The organism is Pseudomonas sp. AC070 (genome assembly GCF_979258635.1).
The window spans coordinates 456,635-476,998 of the sequence record NZ_OZ409871.1 but is presented as its reverse complement, the minus strand read 5'-3'; the positions used below and the strand labels follow the sequence as shown (position 1 = coordinate 476,998).

Annotated in this window: 17 protein-coding genes; 10 read left to right on the top strand and 7 right to left on the bottom strand. The window is 61.5% G+C overall.

Annotated elements, in window-relative coordinates:
• The first annotated feature begins 122 nt into the window (after positions 1-122).
• Together ACZZ0Q_RS02020 and ACZZ0Q_RS02015 are read left to right on the top strand one after the other, a co-directional pair.
• On the top strand, positions 123-689 hold the full coding sequence (locus ACZZ0Q_RS02020; protein ID WP_463540262.1) for a LemA family protein: 567 nt from the start codon (positions 123-125) through the stop codon (positions 687-689).
• Positions 690-691: 2 nt separating this feature from the next.
• Entirely contained in the window at positions 692-2,704 is a 2,013-nt protein-coding gene (locus ACZZ0Q_RS02015; protein ID WP_463540263.1) for a DUF2207 domain-containing protein, read from the top strand.
• A 167-nt stretch (positions 2,705-2,871) separates the two neighbouring features.
• Here ACZZ0Q_RS02015 and ACZZ0Q_RS02010 read toward each other — a convergent pair whose 3' ends face one another.
• A complete protein-coding gene (locus tag ACZZ0Q_RS02010) occupies positions 2,872-4,809 on the bottom strand; it encodes a methyl-accepting chemotaxis protein (protein ID WP_463540264.1) in 1,938 nt (645 codons plus the stop codon).
• Positions 4,810-5,075: 266 nt separating this feature from the next.
• Here ACZZ0Q_RS02010 and aroQ point away from each other — a divergent pair, with 266 nt between their 5' ends.
• The 5 genes from aroQ to ACZZ0Q_RS01985 all read left to right on the top strand — a co-directional run bounded on the left by aroQ (position 5,076) and on the right by ACZZ0Q_RS01985 (position 9,312).
• The gene (aroQ, locus tag ACZZ0Q_RS02005) at positions 5,076-5,516 is read left to right on the top strand and encodes a type II 3-dehydroquinate dehydratase (protein ID WP_463540265.1); all 441 of its coding nucleotides are present in this window, start codon (positions 5,076-5,078) and stop codon (positions 5,514-5,516) included.
• Positions 5,517-5,518: 2 nt separating this feature from the next.
• Positions 5,519-6,373: a shikimate dehydrogenase gene (locus ACZZ0Q_RS02000; RefSeq protein WP_463540266.1), complete on the top strand. Its 855-nt coding sequence runs from the start codon at positions 5,519-5,521 to the stop codon at positions 6,371-6,373.
• A gap of 63 nt (positions 6,374-6,436) precedes the next feature.
• Complete coding sequence (locus ACZZ0Q_RS01995; RefSeq protein WP_463383987.1) at positions 6,437-6,961, top strand: TRAP transporter small permease; 525 nt, start codon at positions 6,437-6,439, stop codon at positions 6,959-6,961.
• On the top strand, positions 6,961-8,241 hold the full coding sequence (locus ACZZ0Q_RS01990) for a TRAP transporter large permease subunit (protein ID WP_463540267.1): 1,281 nt from the start codon (positions 6,961-6,963) through the stop codon (positions 8,239-8,241). Before ACZZ0Q_RS01995 ends, ACZZ0Q_RS01990 begins: the two co-directional genes overlap by 1 nt.
• Positions 8,242-8,295: 54 nt before the next feature.
• Positions 8,296-9,312, top strand: coding sequence for a TRAP transporter substrate-binding protein (locus tag ACZZ0Q_RS01985; protein ID WP_463540268.1), 1,017 nt, complete (start codon positions 8,296-8,298; stop codon positions 9,310-9,312).
• Positions 9,313-9,358: 46 nt separating this feature from the next.
• On the opposite strand, the gene ACZZ0Q_RS01980 is transcribed toward ACZZ0Q_RS01985, so the two are convergent.
• Positions 9,359-10,027, bottom strand: a complete 669-nt coding sequence (locus ACZZ0Q_RS01980) for a TetR/AcrR family transcriptional regulator (RefSeq protein ID WP_463540269.1) — start codon at positions 10,025-10,027, stop codon at positions 9,359-9,361.
• Between the two features lie 116 nt (positions 10,028-10,143).
• The gene (gene quiC / locus ACZZ0Q_RS01975) at positions 10,144-12,075 is read right to left on the bottom strand and encodes a 3-dehydroshikimate dehydratase QuiC (protein ID WP_463540270.1); all 1,932 of its coding nucleotides are present in this window, start codon (positions 12,073-12,075) and stop codon (positions 10,144-10,146) included.
• A 530-nt stretch (positions 12,076-12,605) separates the two neighbouring features.
• On the opposite strand from quiC, the gene ACZZ0Q_RS01970 reads away from it, so the two are divergent.
• The gene (locus tag ACZZ0Q_RS01970; RefSeq protein ID WP_463540271.1) at positions 12,606-13,958 is read left to right on the top strand and encodes an MFS transporter; all 1,353 of its coding nucleotides are present in this window, start codon (positions 12,606-12,608) and stop codon (positions 13,956-13,958) included.
• Between the two features lie 50 nt (positions 13,959-14,008).
• Here ACZZ0Q_RS01970 and ACZZ0Q_RS01965 read toward each other — a convergent pair whose 3' ends face one another.
• Positions 14,009-14,890, bottom strand: a complete 882-nt coding sequence (locus ACZZ0Q_RS01965; protein WP_122493372.1) for a DMT family transporter — start codon at positions 14,888-14,890, stop codon at positions 14,009-14,011.
• Between the two features lie 240 nt (positions 14,891-15,130).
• Between ACZZ0Q_RS01965 and ACZZ0Q_RS01960 the strand changes: the two genes are divergently transcribed.
• Entirely contained in the window at positions 15,131-16,399 is a 1,269-nt protein-coding gene (locus ACZZ0Q_RS01960; protein WP_463540272.1) for an OprD family porin, read from the top strand.
• Between the two features lie 211 nt (positions 16,400-16,610).
• Positions 16,611-17,441 (top strand): aldo/keto reductase, encoded by an 831-nt coding sequence (locus ACZZ0Q_RS01955; protein ID WP_463540273.1) that lies wholly within the window; start codon positions 16,611-16,613, stop codon positions 17,439-17,441.
• Positions 17,442-17,749: 308 nt separating this feature from the next.
• Here ACZZ0Q_RS01955 and pcaC read toward each other — a convergent pair whose 3' ends face one another.
• The 3 genes from pcaC to ACZZ0Q_RS01940 are packed head-to-tail and all read right to left on the bottom strand — an operon-like array spanning position 17,750 to position 20,310.
• Positions 17,750-18,142, bottom strand: coding sequence for a 4-carboxymuconolactone decarboxylase (gene pcaC, locus ACZZ0Q_RS01950; protein WP_122493375.1), 393 nt, complete (start codon positions 18,140-18,142; stop codon positions 17,750-17,752).
• A 17-nt stretch (positions 18,143-18,159) separates the two neighbouring features.
• The gene (pcaD, locus tag ACZZ0Q_RS01945; protein ID WP_463540274.1) at positions 18,160-18,948 is read right to left on the bottom strand and encodes a 3-oxoadipate enol-lactonase; all 789 of its coding nucleotides are present in this window, start codon (positions 18,946-18,948) and stop codon (positions 18,160-18,162) included.
• Positions 18,949-18,957: 9 nt separating this feature from the next.
• Positions 18,958-20,310 carry a 3-carboxy-cis,cis-muconate cycloisomerase gene (locus ACZZ0Q_RS01940; RefSeq protein WP_463540275.1) on the bottom strand — a complete coding sequence of 451 codons (1,353 nt, stop codon included), beginning with the start codon at positions 20,308-20,310 and terminating at the stop codon, positions 18,958-18,960.
• Positions 20,311-20,364 lie beyond the last annotated feature (54 nt).

Genomic DNA, 20,364 nt, shown 5'->3' with positions numbered 1-20,364 from the left:
GACGAGGCGTTACGACGCAGAGCGCCCTGGCGTAGGGCAATTCCCAAATCCACCGACTGCGCTCGTTTTTGCAGTAGGATCGCCAGCCAGATACGCGCCAGCGCGCAACGAGGAATGGGGCAATGCAGGGAACGATGATGTGGGCCGCAAGCGCGGCGCTGGGGCTGTTGGCCGCCGGGGTCATCTACGGCTACAACCGCCTGGTGTTCAACCGCGCGCGGGTGGCCGCCGCGTGGAGTGACATTGACGTGCAGCTCAAGCGCCGCTCCAGCCTGATTCCGCAGCTGGTCGACTGCGTAAAACGCTTTATGGCCTACGAGAGCAGCACACTCGCGGCGCTTACCGAGCAGCGCAGCCAGGCGCAACGGGCTGAGGCCGCCGGCGCGCCGGAGCGTGGTGCGGCGGAGAGCCAGGTGTCTGCCACGCTCAAGCAGGTGTTCGCCCGCGCCGAGGCGTATCCCGACCTCAAGGCCGACGCCGTATTTCTGGATTTGCAGCGCAGCCTCAGCGAGGTGGAAGAACATATTCAGATGGCCCGCCGTTACTACAACGGCGCGGTGCGCGAGCTGAATGTGCTGGTGGAATCGGTGCCCAGCAATGTGATCGCCAAGGTATTCGGTTTTACCGGCGCCGCGTATTTTTCGTTGGACGACGCCAGCCAGGCCCAGCCGCCAAAAATGGAGTTTTGAATATGCCTGCTCGCCTGTTGCGCGTACTTGCGCTGAGTTGCTGCCTGTTGCCCGTTGGCCCGTTGTTCGCCGCTGACGATGAGGTCGACACGATTGTTGTCGACGCGGCGCAAGAGGTCTCGGCAGAAACGCTTTTCGAGCGCAGCGCGCGCGTCGACAAAGAACGCATCGACCATTTCGACATCACCGTCAAAGTCGAGCCCAGCGGCAACCTGCTGATCACCGAGCGCATCCAAGTGACCGCCACGGGCGACGAAATTCGCCATGGCATCTACCGCGACATTCCCACCACCTACAGCCTGCCAATCGGGCTGGTGCGTAAAACGCCGGTAGACCTCCTGAGCGTCACGCGCGACGGCACCCGCGAGCCGTTTAAAAAGGAACGCCAGCAATGGGGCGTGCGTTATTACCTGGGTTCGCCGGAGGAATATGTCGAGCCCGGCCAGCACGTGTACGAGCTGCAATACCGCATGGATGGCCAGCTGCATTTCACCGCCGACAAAGACGAGCTGTATTGGAACCTCACCGGCAACCAGTGGAAGTTTCCGATCATGCAGGCCACCGCCACGGTCGAGCTGCCTGAAGGCGCGCGTATCGATCAGCTGACGGGCTACACCGGCTATACCGGTAACCGCAGCGGCCGTGCTTATGAAGTGGTGAGCCAGCGCGACAACGTGGTGAAACTGGCGACCACCCAGCCGCTGGCTGCTGAAGAAGGCTTTACCGTTGCGCTGGACTGGCAAGCGGGTCTGGTCAAGCGCCCCAACGCGTTGGTGCGCGCGGCCAGGTTGGTATGGGACAACCTCAACGTGCTGGTCGCCGTGCTCGCTGCGCTGGGGTTGTTTACCTACTACTACCGCTGGTGGAACAAGGTCGGTCGCGACCCCGCCAAAGGCATCATCGTGCCCCGCTACGACGCGCCGAAAGGCCTCAGCCCGGCGGCTGCCGGTTACGTCTGGAACAAAGGCTTCAGCACCGACTTCAGCAACCTTGAGGCCATGACCATTACGGTGACTGACCTGGCGCGGCGCAAGGTGCTGAGCATTGCCGACTCACCCACCGGGCGAGCGTTTATTGTCAGCAAAGGAGAGCTGGATGCGCAGACGCAGCCCCACGAGCAGGCGCTGTTCGACAAGCTGTTTGACGGCGGCGCGAAGAAGATTCGTGTCGGTGAGAAGTACGTCAGAGCCTTGAGCAATGCGCTGGATGCCCACAGCGAAAAACTCAGCGAATGGGGCGACACACTGTTCAGCAAAAACCGCAAACCGTGGTGGCTCGGCTTGCTCGGTGCACTGCTGGCGTTTGTGGCGATGGGGCTGCTTGGCGACCCGGTGGTGCTGTTCAGCATTTTCCCCATCGTGCTGATTTCCGTCGGCGTCGGCTTGAGCGTTTGGGGTTGGCGCATGCTGACGGGCACGCCGCGCCAATTCATCGGCGTGGTGCCGCTGCTGTTCGGTTTGCCATTTGCCTTTGGCGGTTTGAGCCTGCTGGTGCTGATGTTCAACACCACCTCGCCCATCGCCACGGTCAGCGTGGTAACGATGCTGGCGTTGATCGTGCTGTTCCGTGGCTGGCTGGAGGCGCCAACCGTGGAAGGTCGCGCGACGCTGGATGCACTGGAAGGCTACCGCGACTACCTGCAACTGGCCGAAAGCGACAGCCTGGCCCGTGCCGCCGATGCGCCAGCCATGAGCATCGCCTTGTACGAGCGGCACCTGCCTTACGCCATGGCGCTGGGCGTGGAAGAACAATGGACCGCACGCCTGAGCGCCGCCATAGAAAGCGGCGCCGTGCAATGGAGCGAGCCGACGTATCAGCCAGCGTGGTACCGCGATAGCAGCCGCTTCACCACGCCTGCGGCTATGACGAGCGCCCTGCTCGCCGCCGCCAGCAGCGCCTCCACACCACCGCCGAGCCCCTCCTCCGGCTCAAGCTCAAGCTCGGGCAGCAGCAGTTCCTCCGGCGGCGGATCGTCGGGCGGCGGCGGTGGGGGTGGCGGTGGCGGCGGGTGGTAAATAGCGGGCGGCTAAACCTGTAGGAGCGGCTTTAGCCGCGAGCTTTTGATCTCAGCTCAGACAACGCCGCCACCAGGCCCGGCCAATCGCGGCTAAAGCCGCTCCTACAAGAGAAATGCAATCCCCTGTAGGAGCGGCTTTAGCCGCGAGCTTTTCTAGCTAAAACCTTAAACCCGAAAGCGCTGAACCAGACTTTGCAGATGCCCACCCAGACGCGCCAGTTCAACACTCGAGGCGGCCGTTTCTTCGCTGGCAGCGGCGGTTTGTTCGGAAACGTCACGCACGTTCAATACGCTGCGGTTGATCTCTTCGGCCACGGCGGTCTGCTCTTCGGCAGCGGTGGCAATTTGCAGGTTCATGGCCTGAATGGCTGACACCGTGCGGGTGATGCTGCCCAAGGCATCGCCTGCGCTGCGGGTCAGTTGCACGCTGCTGTCGGTGAGCTCGCGGCTGCTTTCCAAAGTGCTCGCCACTTGCTGTGTGCCGCTTTGCAGGCCGCTGATCAGGTCTTCAATTTCTTCGGTAGATTGCTGCGTGCGTTGGGCCAGGCTGCGCACTTCATCGGCGACCACGGCGAAGCCTCGGCCGGCTTCACCGGCACGGGCGGCTTCGATGGCGGCGTTCAGCGCCAGCAGGTTGGTTTGTTGAGCGACCGACTTGATCACGTCGAGCACGCTGCCGATTTTGTCGCTCTCGCGCTTGAGCTCGTTCATGGCATCTGTGGAGTCGCCCACGGCCACAGCAAGGCGCTCGATCTGCGCCACGGCTTCGCCGACAACCCGGTCGCCGTCACGGGCTTGCAAGTCCGCCGCTTTCGCCGCTTCGGAAGCCTCCTCTGCGTTGCGCGCCACTTCCTGAACGGTGGCAGTCATTTCGTGCATGGCGGTGGCGACCTGATCGGTCTCGATTTTCTGGTTGTTTACACCGGCGCTGGTTTGCTCAGTCACGGCAGATAGCTGCTCTGCCGCGCTGGCGATTTGCGTAACGCCATCGCGAATGCCGCCAATCAATTCACGCAGACCCAAGGTCATGTTCTGCATGCTGGTTTGCAGCTGACCCAGCTCGTCACCGCGACGGGTTTCGATGTCGTGACTGAGGTCGCCCGAAGCGATGCGCTCTACGCGGCGCAGCACGGTTTTCAGCGGGCCGACAATTTGGCGAGTGATAAACAGTGCGGCAATCAGGCCCAGCACCAGCGCCACCAGGGAGGCGACCAGCAAAATGGTTTTGGCCTGGCGTTCTTCGTTGTCGCGCTTGGTGTTCTGGCTCACGGTGAGCTGCGCACAGGCATCGAAAATTTGTTTGATCTGCGTATCGAGCACCGTCTGGGCGGCAGCCATCGCGCCCAGCGCGTCGGCGAACTGGCTCACGGTGGCGCGGTAACCATTTAAGGCATCGGCGGCTTTTTGTAAGCCGGCAGCCTCGCTGGGCAATTTTTCCGACAGAGTTTTCAGGTTACCGAGCGCCTGATCAATTGCTGCCAGTGCAGGCTGTTCCAGCTCGACTCTGCCGCTGTAGGTAAAGCCGCGCAGTTCGAAACGAGCCGTTTGAATCAAGCTGTTTTGCGCAATCAGCGCGTCGAGCGCTTGCTGATGCTGCTCAGCGTTTTCTTCACCCACGGCCTCGGCACGCAGAGCTGTGGCCGCTTTGCCCACCTCCGCTACCGCCGCATCGGCAAACTTACCGAACTGCCCGCGCAACGCCTCGCGTGTGCCGACGGCCTGGGTCATTTGGTTGAATGCTTGACGGTACTGGCTGCTCGCATCACTGACTTTCTTGAGCAGCTCCAAGTCGTACGGGGCTTTCATAATCTGATTGCTGTGCTGAATTCCGGCGTCGAGCTTGTCGAGGTTCTCCAGCACGGCGGCGCTGTGGGGGGCATCGCTGAGTTGCACGTAACTAAGACGAGCGATGCGCACGTCACGGGCCATCGCACCCAGTTTTGAGATGACCGCCAGCTTGTCGCCGCGCTCCAGCACCGAACTCAACCCCAGCCAACCGGCCAGCGTGATCAACAACGTCAGCAGCAGCACCAGTGCAAAACCAAGGGCCAGTTTTGCGCCGACGCTGATATTGCTCAGCGCCTGATTCAACCATCCAAACATGGGAGTCTCCAGAAAAACGAGGCAGAGGAGGCCAGCTCTATCGGCTGGCTCCTGCGCAATATATCGACTTATCCGACACAACCTTAAGGAACATTTGGCGACCTGATACGCCAGGTACCGCCAAGCAATGCCCTGCACAAAACTGGTCGATTATCGAACGTCCTACACACAGCCCATTGACCGAATTAACCGGTTAGTACATTTTCTCCTACACGCTTTTGGCCGCTCGCCTGCCAGAACAACAATAAGAAATGGAGAACGCTTTTATGCCCCGTACCGTGCTGGTGCTTAACGGCCCCAATCTCAATATGCTCGGCACCCGCGAACCGGCCACCTACGGCCACGAAACCCTTGCTGACATCGCCGACCTGTGCCGCCGCACCGGCAGCGCGCTGGACCTAACCGTCGAGTTCGAACAAACCAATCACGAAGGCCAGTTGATCGACTGGATTCACCAGAGCCGTGGCCGCTGCGCCGCCATCGTGATTAACCCGGGCGCCTGGACCCACACCTCGGTCGCCATTCGCGACGCCCTGGTGGCCAGCGAATTGCCGGTGATCGAAGTACACCTCTCCAACGTGCACAAGCGCGAAGAATTCCGTCACCACTCCTACGTGTCCGGCATCGCCGTGGCCGTGCTCGCCGGGTTCGGCAGCAACGGCTATCGCATGGCCGTCGAACACGTTGCTCACTTGCTCAAGGCCTGACCATGTCCCGCACCCGCAGCATTCTGGCCGGCCTGATTGGCGCTGGCATTCAGGCCTCGCGCACGCCGGCGTTGCATGAGCACGAAGGCGACGCCCAGGGCATTCGCTACCTGTATCGCCTGATTGATATCGACGTCCTGAAGATGGGCCTCGACGATTTGCCCACCCTGCTCAACGCCGCCCAACACACCGGCTTTACCGGACTCAACATCACCTTCCCCTGCAAGCAGGCGGTGATTCCGCTGCTTGATGAGCTGTCGCCGGAAGCGCGCGGCATCGGCGCGGTGAACACGGTGGTGTTCGAGAACGGCAAGCGCGTCGGCCATAACACTGACTGCCTCGGTTTCGCCGAAGGCTTCCGCCGTGGGCTGAGCGATGTGGCCCGCGCGCAAGTGGTGCAGATGGGCGCAGGCGGTGCCGGCGCAGCGGTGGCCCATGCTTTGTTGATTGAAGGCGTTGAGCGGTTAACTATTTTCGACGTAGACGCCGGCCGCGCCAGCGACCTGGCGGCGAACCTCAACGCGCATTTCCCAGGCAACCGCGCGAGCGCCGGTACCGACCTGGCAGCCGCCATGGCGAGCGCCGATGGCCTGGTGAACACCACGCCGATGGGCATGGCCAAACTGCCGGGCATGCCGGTGCCCAAAGCCCTGCTGCGTGCGCCGATGTGGGTGGCGGAAATTGTGTATTTCCCCTTGGAAACCGAACTGCTGCGCGAAGCCCGCGCCTTGGGTTGCCGCACGCTCGACGGCGGCACCATGGCAGTGTTCCAAGCAGTAAAAGCTTTTGAATTGTTCAGCGGCGCGGCGGCAGACGCCACGCGCATGCAGGCGCATTTCACGGCGATGGGCGCATGACGATTACGACGAAACGACACCCCTAACACGGCGCCCAGCGTTGGCGCTTACGAGATCACAACAATGACAAAAATGATCGATCTGTATTTTCGCTTCCTGAAGCTGATCGTCGTGCTGTGCATGCTGGGCATGGTGCTCATGGTGTTCGGCAACGTGGTCATGCGGTATGCCTTCAACTCGGGCATTACCGTGTCGGAAGAACTGTCGCGCTGGCTGTTTGTGCTGATGGTGTTTCTCGGCTCGTTGATCGCCTTGCGCGAGCGCAGCCACCTGGGCCTCGACTTGCTGATCAAAAAGCTGCCGCCGTTCGGGCGCAATCTGTGCCTGGCGGTAGGCCATTTGCTGATGCTGTTTATCGCCTGGCTGGTGCTCAGCGGCAGTTGGCAGCAGGCGCGCATCAACCTGGATGTGGTCGCCCCCGCCTCGGGCCTGTCGATGGCCTGGTTCTATGGCATCGGCGTGCTGTTCGGCCTCACTGCCATTCCGGTGATTGCCGGCGAGTTGGTGCTGGCCCTGCGCGGTCGGTTGCCGCAAGGCAAAGCCGGCGTCGAATCGGTGCATCTGCCAAGCACTGAGGGGAACCGCTAATGACGCTAATCCTCTTCCTCGGCACCCTGCTGGGCACCATGGCCCTGGGCATTCCGATTGCCTTTGCCCTGCTGTTGGTGAGCGTGGTGCTGATGTGGCAACTCGACCTGTTCGATGCCCAAATCATCGCCCAGAACCTGCTCAACGGCGCCGACAGTTTCCCGTTGCTCGCCGTGCCGTTTTTTATGCTGGCCGGCGAGGTGATGAATGCCGGCGGCTTGTCGCGGCGCATCGTTAACATTGCCATGGCCATGGTTGGTCACAAGCGCGGCGGCCTGGGTTACGTGGCGATTATTGCCTCGTGCCTGCTGGCCTCGTTGTCCGGTTCGGCGGTGGCAGATGCGGCCGCTCTGGCTGCGTTGCTGATTCCGATGATGGTCCAGGCTGGCCACAACCGCGAACGCGCGGCGGGGCTGATCGCTTCGGGTGGCATCCTGGCGCCGATCATTCCGCCAAGCATCGGTTTTATCGTGTTTGGCGTGGCCTCTGGCGTGTCGATTTCCAAGCTGTTTCTGGCCGGCATCGTGCCGGGCATCATGCTCGGCGCGTCGCTGGCGGTGGCGTGGTGGTTCGTCTCGCGCAGCGAAAACGTGGCCACGCCGCCCAAGGCCAGCCGTGCGGAGATTCTCAAAACCTTGCTGGACGGCAGCTGGGCGCTGGGCCTGCCGCTGATCATCATTTTTGGTCTGAAGTTCGGCATTTTCACGCCCACCGAAGCGGCGGTGGTGGCAGCGGTTTACGCCCTGTTCGTGTCGCTGTTTATCTACCGCGAACTGAAGTTCAGCCAGCTCTATGAAGTGGTGCTGTCGGCGGCGAAAACCACCTCGGTAGTGATGCTGTTGGTGGCCGCTGCCATGGTGTCGTCGTGGCTGGTGACCATCGCCGATCTGCCCGGCCAGCTCACCGATGTGCTGCAACCGTTCCTCGACTCACCGACCACGCTGCTGCTGATGATCATGGTGTTGATCATTCTGGTCGGCATGGTCATGGACATGACGCCGTCCATCCTGATTCTCACGCCCGTGCTGATGCCGGTGGTGAAGCAGGCTGGCATCGACCCGGTGTATTTCGGCGTGCTGTTTCTGGTGAACACCTCCATCGGTTTGATCACTCCGCCAGTCGGCACGGTGCTCAACGTGGTGTGTGGCGTGGCCAAGTTGCGGCTCGATGAAATCACCCGGGGCATATGGCCGTTCCTGCTGGCCCAGTTGCTGGTGTTGGCGCTGTTGGTGATGTTCCCGCAACTGGTTCTGGTACCCCTGAAGTTCTTCGCCGGTTAGCCGGCTGCTGTAAACCGATGTCTCGCAAACAACAACAAAACGGAGCGCACTGAAATGAACAAATGGCTAAAACCTTTACTGACCTCCGCCTGCGCCGCAGGCCTGCTGCTCAACGGCCTTACGGCCCAAGCGGAAATTGGCGAACACACCTTGCGGTTCGCTTTTCAGAACGTAAAAGAACACCCGCAGGGCCAGGGCGCGCAGAAGTTTGCTGACCTGGTTAAAGAGAAAAGCGGCGGCAAAATGACCGTGCGTTTGTTCCCCGGTGGCGTGCTGGGCGGCGACCTGCAAACCGTGTCGGCGCTGCAAGGTTCGACCCTCGATTTAACCGTGCTCAACTCCGGCATCCTCGCCGCCCAAGTGCCTGAGTTCGCCCTGCTCGACTTTCCCTTCCTGTTCAACAACACCCAGGAAGCGCAAGCGGTGATCGACGGCGAAGTGGGCCAGGAACTGGCCAAGCGACTGGACAGCAAAGGCTTGCGTAGCCTCGGTTACTGGGACCTGGGTTTCCGCAACCTGACCAACAGCAAAACGCCGGTGACCAAATGGGAAGACATGTCTGGCCTGAAAGTGCGGGTGATCCAGTCGCCGATCTACCTCGAAACCTTTAAAGCCCTCGGCGCCAACCCGGTGCCAATGCCATTCCCCGAGGTGTACACCGCCCTGGAGCAAAAGACTGTCGACGGCCAGGAAAACCCCTTCACCGTTATCAAGGGCAGCAAGTTCAACGAAGTGCAAAAGTACCTGAGCGTGACCCAGCACATCTACAACCCGCAGTCGTTTGTGATGGGGGCGAAAAGCTGGGGCAAGTTGAACGCAGAAGAACAAGCGGTGATCACCGACGCAGCTAAGGAAGCGACCGTGTATCAGCGTGAAATCACCGCGACTGCTCAGAAAGAGGCGTACACCGAACTGTCGAAAGACATGCAAGCCAACGCCATCAGCCCCGCTGAAATGGAGCGCTTTCGCGAGAAGGTGAAACCGGTGATTGCGCAGTTCTCCAAAGACATGGATCCGGCCTTGGTGAAGGCCATGTATGACGCCGTGGAGAAGGTGCGCGGCAGTAAATAACCGTTTGCGTGATGTGAAAAAAACGCCTCTTACCGAGGCGTTTTTTTTATTGCCGCAAATAGGCGATTACCGATTCGCAAATCATCGCTTTGTGCCGCTGCTTCACCTGCTCATCCGGCAAATCGATCTGGAAGATCTCGCCAAAGGTGTTGCGGTTGGACACGCGGTAAAAGCAGAACGAGCTGATCAGCAAATGCAGGTCGATGGCTTGCAAGCCGCTGCGAAACACGCCGGCTGCTTCGCCACGGCGCAAGGTTTCGTCGAGCAGATTGAGCACGGTGTGGCTCAGCGAGCGAATGGTCGGCGACTGTTTCACGTTGGCGCCGTTGAGGATGTTTTCGATGCACACGATGCGCACGAAATCGACGTTACGGTCGTGGTGGTCAAAGGTGAATTCCACCAACCGCCGAATGGCCGCCACCGGTTCCAGTTCGGCCAAATGCAGCTGCGCTTCGGTGCGACGGATGTCGCCGTAGAGTTTCTCCAGCACTTCAACGTAGAGCTGCTCTTTGCTGTTGAAGTAGTAATAAATCATGCGCTTGGAGGTGTGCGTGCGCTCGGCGATGGCGTCCACCCGCGCGCCGGTAAGGCCCTGCTGCACAAACTCGATGATGGCGGCCTGCAAAATATTTTCGCGGGTTTTTTCCGGGTTGTTCTTACGACTTTTGCGGGGCGCTTCAGCGGGCGCCTCGGGAAGTTCTTGGGTAGTGGTCATACAAGGCTCACAGCCGGGAGTCGGCAACGGTAGCGGCGATTATGGTCTTGGCCGCAGGCCGAAGAAAGCCCGGCCCCGAGAAGATTTCGGCCGGGCTTGTTGAGGGTGACGCCAGGTTACAGGCGCGTCTGCCGACCCGAACCGCTGCGTACTTTGGCCATGGCCGCCAGGCGCACCGCCACATTCGCCGCACCGTAACCGACGTAGCCGTTTTTGCGTTGCAGCAGTTCGAAGAAAAAGCGCCCCTCGAACGGTTCGGTGTACACGTGGAACAGCTCGCCGCCTTGCGCGTCGCGGTCGTACAGCACGTTGTAATACGCCAGCTCGCTGAGAAACTCGTCGTCGAAATCAAAGCGCGCGGCGAGGTCGTCGTAGTAGTTCAGCGGAATATCCAGCAATGGCACGCCGGCATCCTTGGCGCGGTTGATTTCCGCGAACAGGTCGTCGCAGGCGAAGGCGATATGGTGCACGCCCGAGCCGCGGTAGCTGGACAGCGCATGGGAAATCGCGGTGTTGCGGTTCTCGGAAATATTCAGCGGCAAGCGCACTGAACTGCAGCGACTGCGCAGTGCGCGGCTCTTCACCAGACCGTAAGGGTCGGGCAGCACCACTTCGTCGTCGGCCTCGAAATCGAACAGCGCTTTGTAAAACAGCACCCAGCTGTCGAGGCTTTCGGCGGGCAGCGCCATAGCCATGTGGTCGATGCGCTGCAAGTTGCCGCTGGGCTGGACGTTGGCGTTGAGGATGAAGTCGCTGTCGTAAATGGTCTGGCCGCTTTCGGCTTCGTCGATCAGGTAAATCAGGCTGCCATCCGGTGCGCGCACCGAGGGGATTTCCCGCTCGTTGGGGCCGACCAAGCCGCGGTAAGGCTGGCCTCTGAATTCGCGGGCGCGCTCGAAGGCGCTGTGGCTGTCTTTAACCCGCAACGCGGTGGCGCACAGTGACGGGCCGTGGGCTTCGAAAAAGCTGTGGGCAAACGAGTACGGTTCGGCGTTGAGCACAATATTGATATCGCCCTGGCGCAGCAGGCTGACGTCTTTGGAACGGTGCTGGCCGGCACGGGCGAAACCCAAACGCTCAAGCCAGCCACCGAGCTTCACGCCCTGCTCACCGTCCACGGCGAACTCAACAAACTCGACGCCGTCGTAGCGGCTCGCGCTCGGCGGCGAAAACAGTTGGTCAAGGCTCGCGGTCGGCACGGCCGGAGCGGTGCCATCGGCGGCCTGGCGTTCGAGCAAATTGCGGGTTTTCTCTTCCAGATAAAGCAACGAGCGCAAGCCGTCGGCGGCGTTGGCGCGAGGCGGCGCGGCGCGGAAGCCGTCGTTGAAAATTTCCAGCGACAACGGGCCGGTGTAGCCGCTGCGGATGATCGGCGCGAGAAAGCCGGCCAAATCGAACTCGCCCTGACCGGGGAAGCAGCGGAAATGGCGGCTCCACTCCAGCACGTCCATGGCCAGAATTGGCGCGTCGGCCATCTGCACGAAGAAAATCTTGTCGCCAGGAATCTCGGCAATGGCGCTTGGGTCGCCTTTGAGCGACAGCGTATGAAAGCTGTCGAGCAGCACGCCGACGGCGCTGTGGTCGGCCTGGCGCACGATGTTCCACACCTGTTGATAGGTGTTCACATGGCGGCCCCAAGCCAACGCTTCGTAACCAATGCGCAGGCCACGGGCGCCGGCGCGCTCACCGAGCAGGCGCAGGTCGTCGACCAGAATTTGCGTGTCGCCGAGGGAGTCAGCGGCCACGTTGCTGCACACCAGCACCAGGTCGGTGCCCAGTTCCTGCATCAAATCGAATTTGCGTTCGGCGCGGTCGAGGTTACGTGCCAGCCGATCACGGCGGCAGCCTTCGAAGTCGCGGAAGGGTTGGAACAAGGTGATGGCGATGCCGAGGTCGGCGCACATCTGGCGAATTTCGCGCGGGCTGCCGGCGTAGTAAAGCAAGTCGTTTTCGAAGATCTCCACGCCGTCGAAACCGGCGGCGGCAATGGCTTCGAGTTTTTCCGGCAGGGTGCCGCTCAAGGACACGGTGGCAATCGAACGCTGCATGCAGGTGCTCCTGTTTTTTATTGGCGCGCGCCGCGAGCGTATGAACACCGCCACGCGACACGGATCAGGGTGTTTTTGAGTATTCGCCATCACCTGCCGGGCGCAAAGCGACTTTGTACCAACTGGTTAGTTTTGTGTTCGATTATCGACCAGTTGGCCGTTTATCGAATTGACGGCTTTTTCGCCCATGGCCCACCATCGGTCCCACCTTGCATGTCCTAACCGGCCGCCTCGCCTTGCAAAGCAGATTTCCCGGTGGCCGTTTACGTGCAACGTGGCGCTGAAAAATCAGCGCGCGAAACCCTGACAACTTCAAGAAAACGGGTACTTCTCATGCTCACCGCAACCGCTCCCCTCACCTCGCCACCGTTATCAGGCTGACCGGCTTAACCCGGCAAACGTCCTTAACCGCAGACACCGCCGCGCCTTTGAACCGCCTCGCGCTTGCGATGAGCCGGTGCGCAACGCACGCTGCCTGCCTTGAGTCGAAGTCTCGACTGCCCGCGCAGTCTTTGAACGGATGGCACCCCATGAGTCAGTCACACAGCACACCCGTCGCCGCGACCACCTCCACCGCGCCGACCACCCCTCACGCCGGTATCGGCGACAAAATTCGCGGCGCCATGGCCGTGGGTAAAACCCGCTGGGGCATGCTCGCTCTGGTGTTTTTCGCCACCACGCTGAACTACATCGACCGCGCCGCGCTCGGTGTGATGCAGCCGGTGCTGGCGGAAAAAATGAGCTGGACGGCGATGGACTACGCCAACATCAACTTCTGGTTCCAAGTGGGTTACGCCGTCGGCTTTTTGCTGCAAGGGCGCTTTATCGACCGCGTGGGCGTAAAGCGCGCGTTCTTCTTTGCCGTGCTGCTCTGGAGCCTGGCCACCGGTGCCCACGGCCTGGCGACCTCGGCGGTCGGCTTTATGGTCTGCCGCTTTATTCTTGGCCTCACCGAAGCGGCGAATTACCCGGCGTGCGTAAAAACCGCACGCATCTGGTTTCCGGCCGGTGAACGCGCCGTGGCTACCGGTATTTTCAACGCCGGCACCAACGTCGGCGCCATGCTTACCCCGGCTCTGCTGCCGCTGATTCTGGTGGCCTGGGGCTGGCAAGCGGTGTTCCTGTGCATGGCCGCGCTGGGTGCGATCTGGCTGGTGTTCTGGGGGCTGAAATACTTCAACCCGGAAGACCATCCGAGCGTGAAACAGAGCGAGCTTGATTACATTCAGCACACCGACGAGCCGGCCCAAGCCCGCGTTCCGCTGCGCGAAATTCTGCGCATGCGCGGCACCTGGGCATTCGCCCTGGCCTTCTCGATGACCGCGCCGGTCTTCTGGTTTTACCTGTACTGGCTACCGCCGTTTCTCAATCAGCAATACAACCTGGGCATCAGCGTCTCGCAGATGGGCATTCCGCTGATCCTCATCTGGCTGACCGCCGACTTCGGCAGCATTGGTGGCGGCATCTTGTCGTCGTGGCTGATTGGTCGTGGCATGAACGCGATCAAGGCGCGGCTGTTGTCGATGCTGATCTGCGCGTGCGCCATCGTCGCGGTGATTTTCGCGGCCCATGCCAGTGGCTTGTGGATCGCCGTGCTGGCCATCGCCCTGGGCGTTGGCGCGCACCAGGCCTGGACCGCCAATATCTGGAGCCTGGTCATGGACTTCACGCCCAAGCACATGATGAGCACCGTGTTCGGCTTTGGCGGCATGTGCGCGGCGGTCGGCGGGATGTTTATGACGCAGCTGGTGGGTTACGTGCTGACCGTGACGAACAACAACTACGCGGTGTTGTTCACCATGATTCCGACCATGTATTTCCTGGCTTTACTGTGGCTGTACTTCATGGCGCCGAGAAAGGTGCCGGACGTGAAGCCGGCCTAACTGGCACGCAATAAAAAAGGCCCTACGGGGCCTTTTTTATTGCGCTTGATCTACCGCCGCTTCTGCAACCACGCCGCCGCCAGCCCGCTCAGGCAAATAATGGCGATACCCAGCAAGGCGCTGAACGAAGGCGTATGGCTGAACACCACGAACCCCAGCAGCCCGGCAAACACGATCTGGCAGTAGCCAAACGGCGCCAGCAAGGCCGGTGCGGCGTAGCGGAAGGCTTGGGTGAGCATCAGGTGCGCGGTCATTCCGCAGGTGCCGAGGGCAATCATCAGCAGGGCGTGGCCCCAGGTCGGCACTTGCCAGAAGAACGGCACCAGCAAGCTGACCAGCACGGTGTTGCACAGGCCAGCGAAGAAGTTGCTGGTGGTCGGGCTGTCGTAGTTGGCGAGGATGCGCGTGAGGATCTGGTACACGCCAAAACACAGCGCCGAGCCGAACGGCAGCAATACCGCTGGGGTAAATAGCTCGCCGCCCGGATGGACGATCACCAGCACCCCGGAAAACCCCACCAACACCGCCGCCCATTGGCCACGCGTCACCCGCTCGCCCAGCAGCGGCACCGATAACGCGGTCACCAGCAATGGCGCCAGAAAGTTCACCGCCGTGGCTTCGGCGAGCGGGATGTATCGGATGCCAGTGGTGAATAACAAGCTCGTGCCGAGCAAACACAACGCCCGAATAATCTGCAAACCGGGGCGCTTACTGCGCAACACGCGCAGGCCCGATTGCGGCAGGAAGATGCCCGCCATCAACAGCGTGTGCACCACATAACGCGCCCACACCACCATCACCACCGGGTAAAACCCGGACAGGTATTTGGACAATGCGTCGTGGCTGGCAAACAGAAACGTGGCCAACAAGATCAGGGCGATGCCGCGAAAGGGCTGCTGCGCGGTAGTCAGCGGCGAGCTGGGCAAACTCATGGGGCTCCGAAAGGGCTGCGATCAAACGTCGAATTAGCTTACAGGCCGCTGCAACTATAGGAGTTACAGCCGCCGCTCACGAATGTACTACCTGGTTAATTACCGTTCGATAATCGCCCAAAATGGCCGTTAGCGAATTGAACCGTCCGCAGGCTCCTTCCACTATGCCTGCACATTGAACGCCCCCGCCAAGCGGACCGGCGCTGCGATGACCGATAAATACAAAAAAGGTCTACTTCGATGCTGCACATCTCGTCCAAGGGCGCGCTGCGCTCTGTTCACGCTCCTGCTCTGATCGCGCTGGCCGTCGCCGGGTTCACCCAAGTGAGCCAGGCCGAAGGGTTTATCGACGACACCAAGGCCACGCTGAATTTTCGTAACGCCTACTTCAACCGCAACTTCACCAACCCTGACAACGCGCAGGCGAAGGCTGAAGAGTGGACGCAAAACTTCATTCTCGATGTGAAATCCGGCTACACCCCGGGCCCGGTTGGCTTTGGTGTGGATGTGCTCGGCCTGTACTCGCTGAAACTGGATGGCGGCCGGGGCACCGCCAATACCCAGCTGCTGCCAGTACACAGTGACGGTCGCCCGGCCGACGATTTCGGCCGCTTGGGCGTCGCGGCAAAAGCCAAGCTGTCGAAGACCGAATTGAAGGTCGGTGAGTGGATGCCGGTGCTGCCAATTCTGCGCTCCGACGATGGTCGCTCGCTGCCGCAAACCTTCCGTGGCGGCCAGGTGACCTCGCAGGAGCTCGATGGCCTGACGTTGTACGGCGGCCAGTTCCGGCAGAACAGCCCGCGTAACGACGCGAGCATGGAAGACATGTCCATGAACGGTCGCGGCGCCTTCCTGTCCGATCGCTTCAACTTTGCCGGCGGTGAATACTCCTTCAACGAAAAACGCACCACCGTCGGCGTCTGGTACGCCGAGTTGGAAGACATCTACCAGCAGCAATATTTCAACGTGCTGCATAGCCAACCGGTAGGCGACGTGACCCTCGGCGCCAACCTTGGCTACTTCATCGGCAAGGAAGACGGCAGCCAACTGGCCGGCGACCTCGACAACAAAACCGCCTTCGCCCTGCTCTCGGCCAAATACGGCGGCAGCACGTTTTACGTAGGCCTGCAAAAGGTCAGCGGCGATGACTTGTGGATGCGCGTCAACGGCACCAGCGGCGGCACCCTGGCGAACGACAGCTACAACTCGAGCTACGACAACGCCAAGGAGAAATCCTGGCAGCTGCGCCATGACTTCAACTTCACCGCCGTTGGCGTGCCGGGTCTGACCCTGATGAACCGCTACATCAGCGGCGACAACGTGCACGTCGGCACCGTCACCGACGGCAAGGAGTGGGGTCGCGAATCCGAGCTGGCGTACACCGTGCAGAGCGGCACGTTCAAGAACCTCAACTTCAAATGGCGCAACTCCACCATGCGCCGCGACTACAACGCCAACGAGTTTGACGAGAACCGTATTTTCGTTAGCTACCCGTTGTCGTTGTTGTAAGCCACGCCCAACACACGCTCGACTCCTCGTGTGAAAACACGTTAGCCCGTCCCTGTGACGGGCTTTTTTATGCCGATACGCGGCGCAGGTGACATCGCCGTCTACTGAACGAGCCTGGGTCCCCGCGTTCGCGAGGATGACGGGGTGATGGCAACGAACGCCGAACCCGCTGCGCAGTCAAAAACCGGCAACCATCACAAAGGGAGCCTTTATGGAAATCATCACCACCCGCCCCGGCCTGCAATTACCCAAACTCGGCCTTGGTACTTGGCGGATGCTCGGCGATGAGTGCACGCGCACCGTGGAGCAGGCGCTGGAGCTGGGCTATCGCCACCTCGACACCGCCACCGCGTATGACAACGAAGCCGCCATTGGCAAAGCCCTGGCGCGCACCGCAGTTCCCCGCGAGCAGCTTCATGTCACCACCAAGGTCTGGTGGAACAAACTCGAACCACAGGCCATGCGCCAATCCCTGGACGCCAGCCGCAAAGCCCTCGGGGATGATTGCCTCGACCTGTTTTTGATTCATTGGCCTGGCGATACGAACGCCGGGTGGAACCTTGAGCGCAGCATCGAAACGCTGGTGGCGCTGCGTGATGAAGGCAAGACCAAACAGATTGGCGTGGCCAACTTCAACGTCGCCCTGCTCAAACGCGTCGTGGTGGAAATGGGCGCGCCGTTGTCGGTGGTGCAGGTGGAATACCACGTGCTGCTCAACCAGCAACCGCTGCTCGACTTCGCCCGCCAGCAAGGCATGGCGCTCACCGCCTATACGCCGCTGGCACGCGGCCAAGGCGCCGACACCGAGACGGTGCAACGTATCGCTAACAAGCACGGCGTGCTGCCGAGTCAGATAGCCCTGGGCTGGTTGCTGGAACAGGACGGCGTGGCGGCGATTCCCAAGTCCAACAGCCTGGAAAACCAGCGCGCGAACCTGGAGGCCTTAAAGGTCAGACTGGACGACGACGATCGGGCAGCGATTGCCGCGTTGCCCAAGGATGTGCGGATTGTTAACCCGGCGTTTGCGCCGGCTTGGGATTGAGGACGCTGCGTTTACCGCTGCCCTCTCCCCCAGCCCCTCTCCCGTAAACGGGCGAGGGGAGCCTTACCGAGTGAGCCGAAACAACGCCGACCTGCCCCCTCTGAAACAACGCCAATCTGCCCCCTCTGCCCGCTTGCGGGAGAGGGCTGGGGAGAGGGCTTTGCTCTATGGCCTCCCACAACCCGAGGTTTCCGGGGCTAAGGCCAGGCAAGGCGCCCCGCAGCTTTAAAGCGCAGCGTACTCAAGTACGTGAGCATTTAAAGCGAGGACGCAACGCAGCCTGGCCGACGACCCGGAGACCGCCCTGCCTACTTCAGCGACTCAACCCCCATCTCATCCCACACTTCTTCGGCTAGATGGAAGGTCGCGTTCGCCGCCGGAATCCCGCAGTAAATCGCGCTCTGCATCAGCACTTCCTTGATCTCGTCTCGCGTCACGCCATTGTTCTTGGCGGCTTTGAGGTGCAACTTCAGTTCGCCTTCGCGGTTCATGCCGATGAGCATGGCGATGGTGATCAGGCTGCGTGTGTGGCGCGGCAGGCCGGGGCGGGTCCAGATGTCGCCCCAGGCGTGGCGGGTGATCATTTCCTGGAATTCTTCGTTGAACGGGGTGAGGTTTTTCAGGCTGCGGTCGACGTGTGCGTCGCCCAATACTTCGCGGCGCACTTGCATGCCGGCGTCGTAGCGTTGTTTTTCGTCCATTGGATGGGTCGCCAAAATCAGTGGGTGAGAAAGTCGAGCACGGCCTGGCTGAAGGCATCGCCGGCTTCAACGTTGGACAGATGCGCGGCATGGAATTCAACCAGCTGCGCGCCAGCGACGCGCTCGACGATAAAGCGCCCGTCGGCCGGTGTGGTCACGGCATCTTCGGTGCCGCAGACCATCAGCAGCGGCAGCGTGATGCTGCCCAGTTGCTCGCGGAAATCGGCGTCGCGCACGGCCGCGCAGTTAGCCGCGTAACCTTGCGGCGAGGTGGCGGCGAGCATGCCAACCACCGCTTCGACCTTGGCGGTTTCAGCCTTGGCGAATTCAGGCGTGAACCAGCGGGCGATGGAGGCATTGCGCAGCGCCAGCATGGCAGCCGGGCCGTCGCGCAGGACCATTTCGATGCGCGGATTCCATACATCCAGGCCGCCAATTTTCGCGGCGGTGTTGCACAGCACCACGCGTTTGAGGCGCTCAGGGGCGTTGATCGCCAGCCACTGGCCAATCAAACCGCCCATGGACAGCCCGCAGAAGTACGCCTGCTCAATGCTCAGCGCATCGAGCAAGGCCAGCACGTCGCGGCCGTTCTGTTCGATGCTGTAAATGCCTTCGGTGACCAGCGATTTGCCGTGGCCACGGGTGTCGTAACGCAGCACGTGAAAGTGCTGGCTGAACGCATCGACCTGCGCGTCCCACATGTGCAGGTCGGTGCCTAGCGAGTTGGACAGCACCAGCACCGGCAACGCGGCGTCGCCATCCAGGCGGTAGTGGAGTTCGCCATCGGCGAGGGTTACGGCAGGCATGAAACGCTCCTAAACACTGAGGACTTGATGGTCGGCAATGGCGCGCTGCACCCACAAACGCGCCTGGCCGAGGTAATGGGCGGGGTCGAGCAAATGATCGAGTTCGTCGCTGCTGAGCCGTGCACTGACTTCGGCGTTTTCGCCAAGCACCTGGCGCAAGTGCACGCCCTGCTCCACGGCCAGGCGGCAGCATTGTTCGAGCAGGTGATGGGCCGCATCGCGACCGATGCGCTGGGCTAACGTGATGCTCACGGCTTCGGCCAGCACCAGACCTTGGGTGAGGTCTAGGTTCTGGCGCATGCGCCCGGCGTTCACTTCCAGCCCCGGCACCACCACCAGCGCTTGTTGCAGCGCGCCGGAGACCAGGCAGCACAGTTCCGGCAGGGTTTCCCATTCGGCATGCCAGAGGCCGAGGCTGCGTTCGTGTTCCTGCGGCATGGCCGACAACATGGTCGCGACCAGCCCCGGCGCGCGGGTGGCGGCGCCGATCAGCACGGCGCAGCTCACCGGGTTGCGTTTGTGCGGCATGGTCGAGGAGCCGCCCTTGCCCGGCGCCGACGGCTCGAACACTTCGCCGGCTTCGGTTTGCATCAACAGGCTCAGGTCGCGGCCGAGTTTGCCCAAGGTGCCGGCGAGCAGGCCCAGCCAACTGGCGAATTCCACCAGGCGATCACGTTGGGTGTGCCAGGGCTGCTCGGGCAGGCGCAGGTTCAACTCAGTGGCGAGCGCTTCGGCCGCTGGCATAGCGTTATCGCCCAGCGCCGCGAGGCTGCCCGAGGCGCCGCCGAATTGCAGCACCAACAGGCGCGGTTTCAGTTCGGCCAAGCGCTGGCGATGGCGAGTTATTGCGCCCAGGGTGCTGGCGATTTTCATGCCCAAGGTCACGGGCGTGGCATGTTGCAGCCAGGTGCGGCCAGCCATTGGCGTGGCGCAATGCAGGCTGGCCTGGCTGGCGAGGGCGTTGCCCAGGTGCGCGAGGTCAGCTTCCAACAGCTCGATGGCGCTGCGCAGTTGCAGCACCAGGCCGCTGTCCATTACATCCTGGCTGGTGGCGCCGAGGTGAACGTAGCGCTCGGCTTCCTGGCTGACGCTGGCGATCTGTTTGCCGAGGGCCTTTACCAGCGGAATGGCGGAATTGCCGGCGGTGGCGATGGCCGTAGCCAAGCTGTCCACGTCGAACAACTCGGCGCGGCAGGCGCCTTCGATGGGCGCGACGGCCTCTGCGGGAATCAGGCCGATGCTGCTTTGCGCGCGGGCCAGCGCCGCCTCGAAATCGAGCATGCCCTGTAGCCGCCCGGCGTCGGAGAAAACCGCGCGCATGGCGGGCTGGGTGAAGTAGGTGTCGAACAACTTGTTGCTCATACATCGTCCTTAAAAGATCACCGTCGGGGGGCAAGAAAGTGAAGCGCGCAGGCT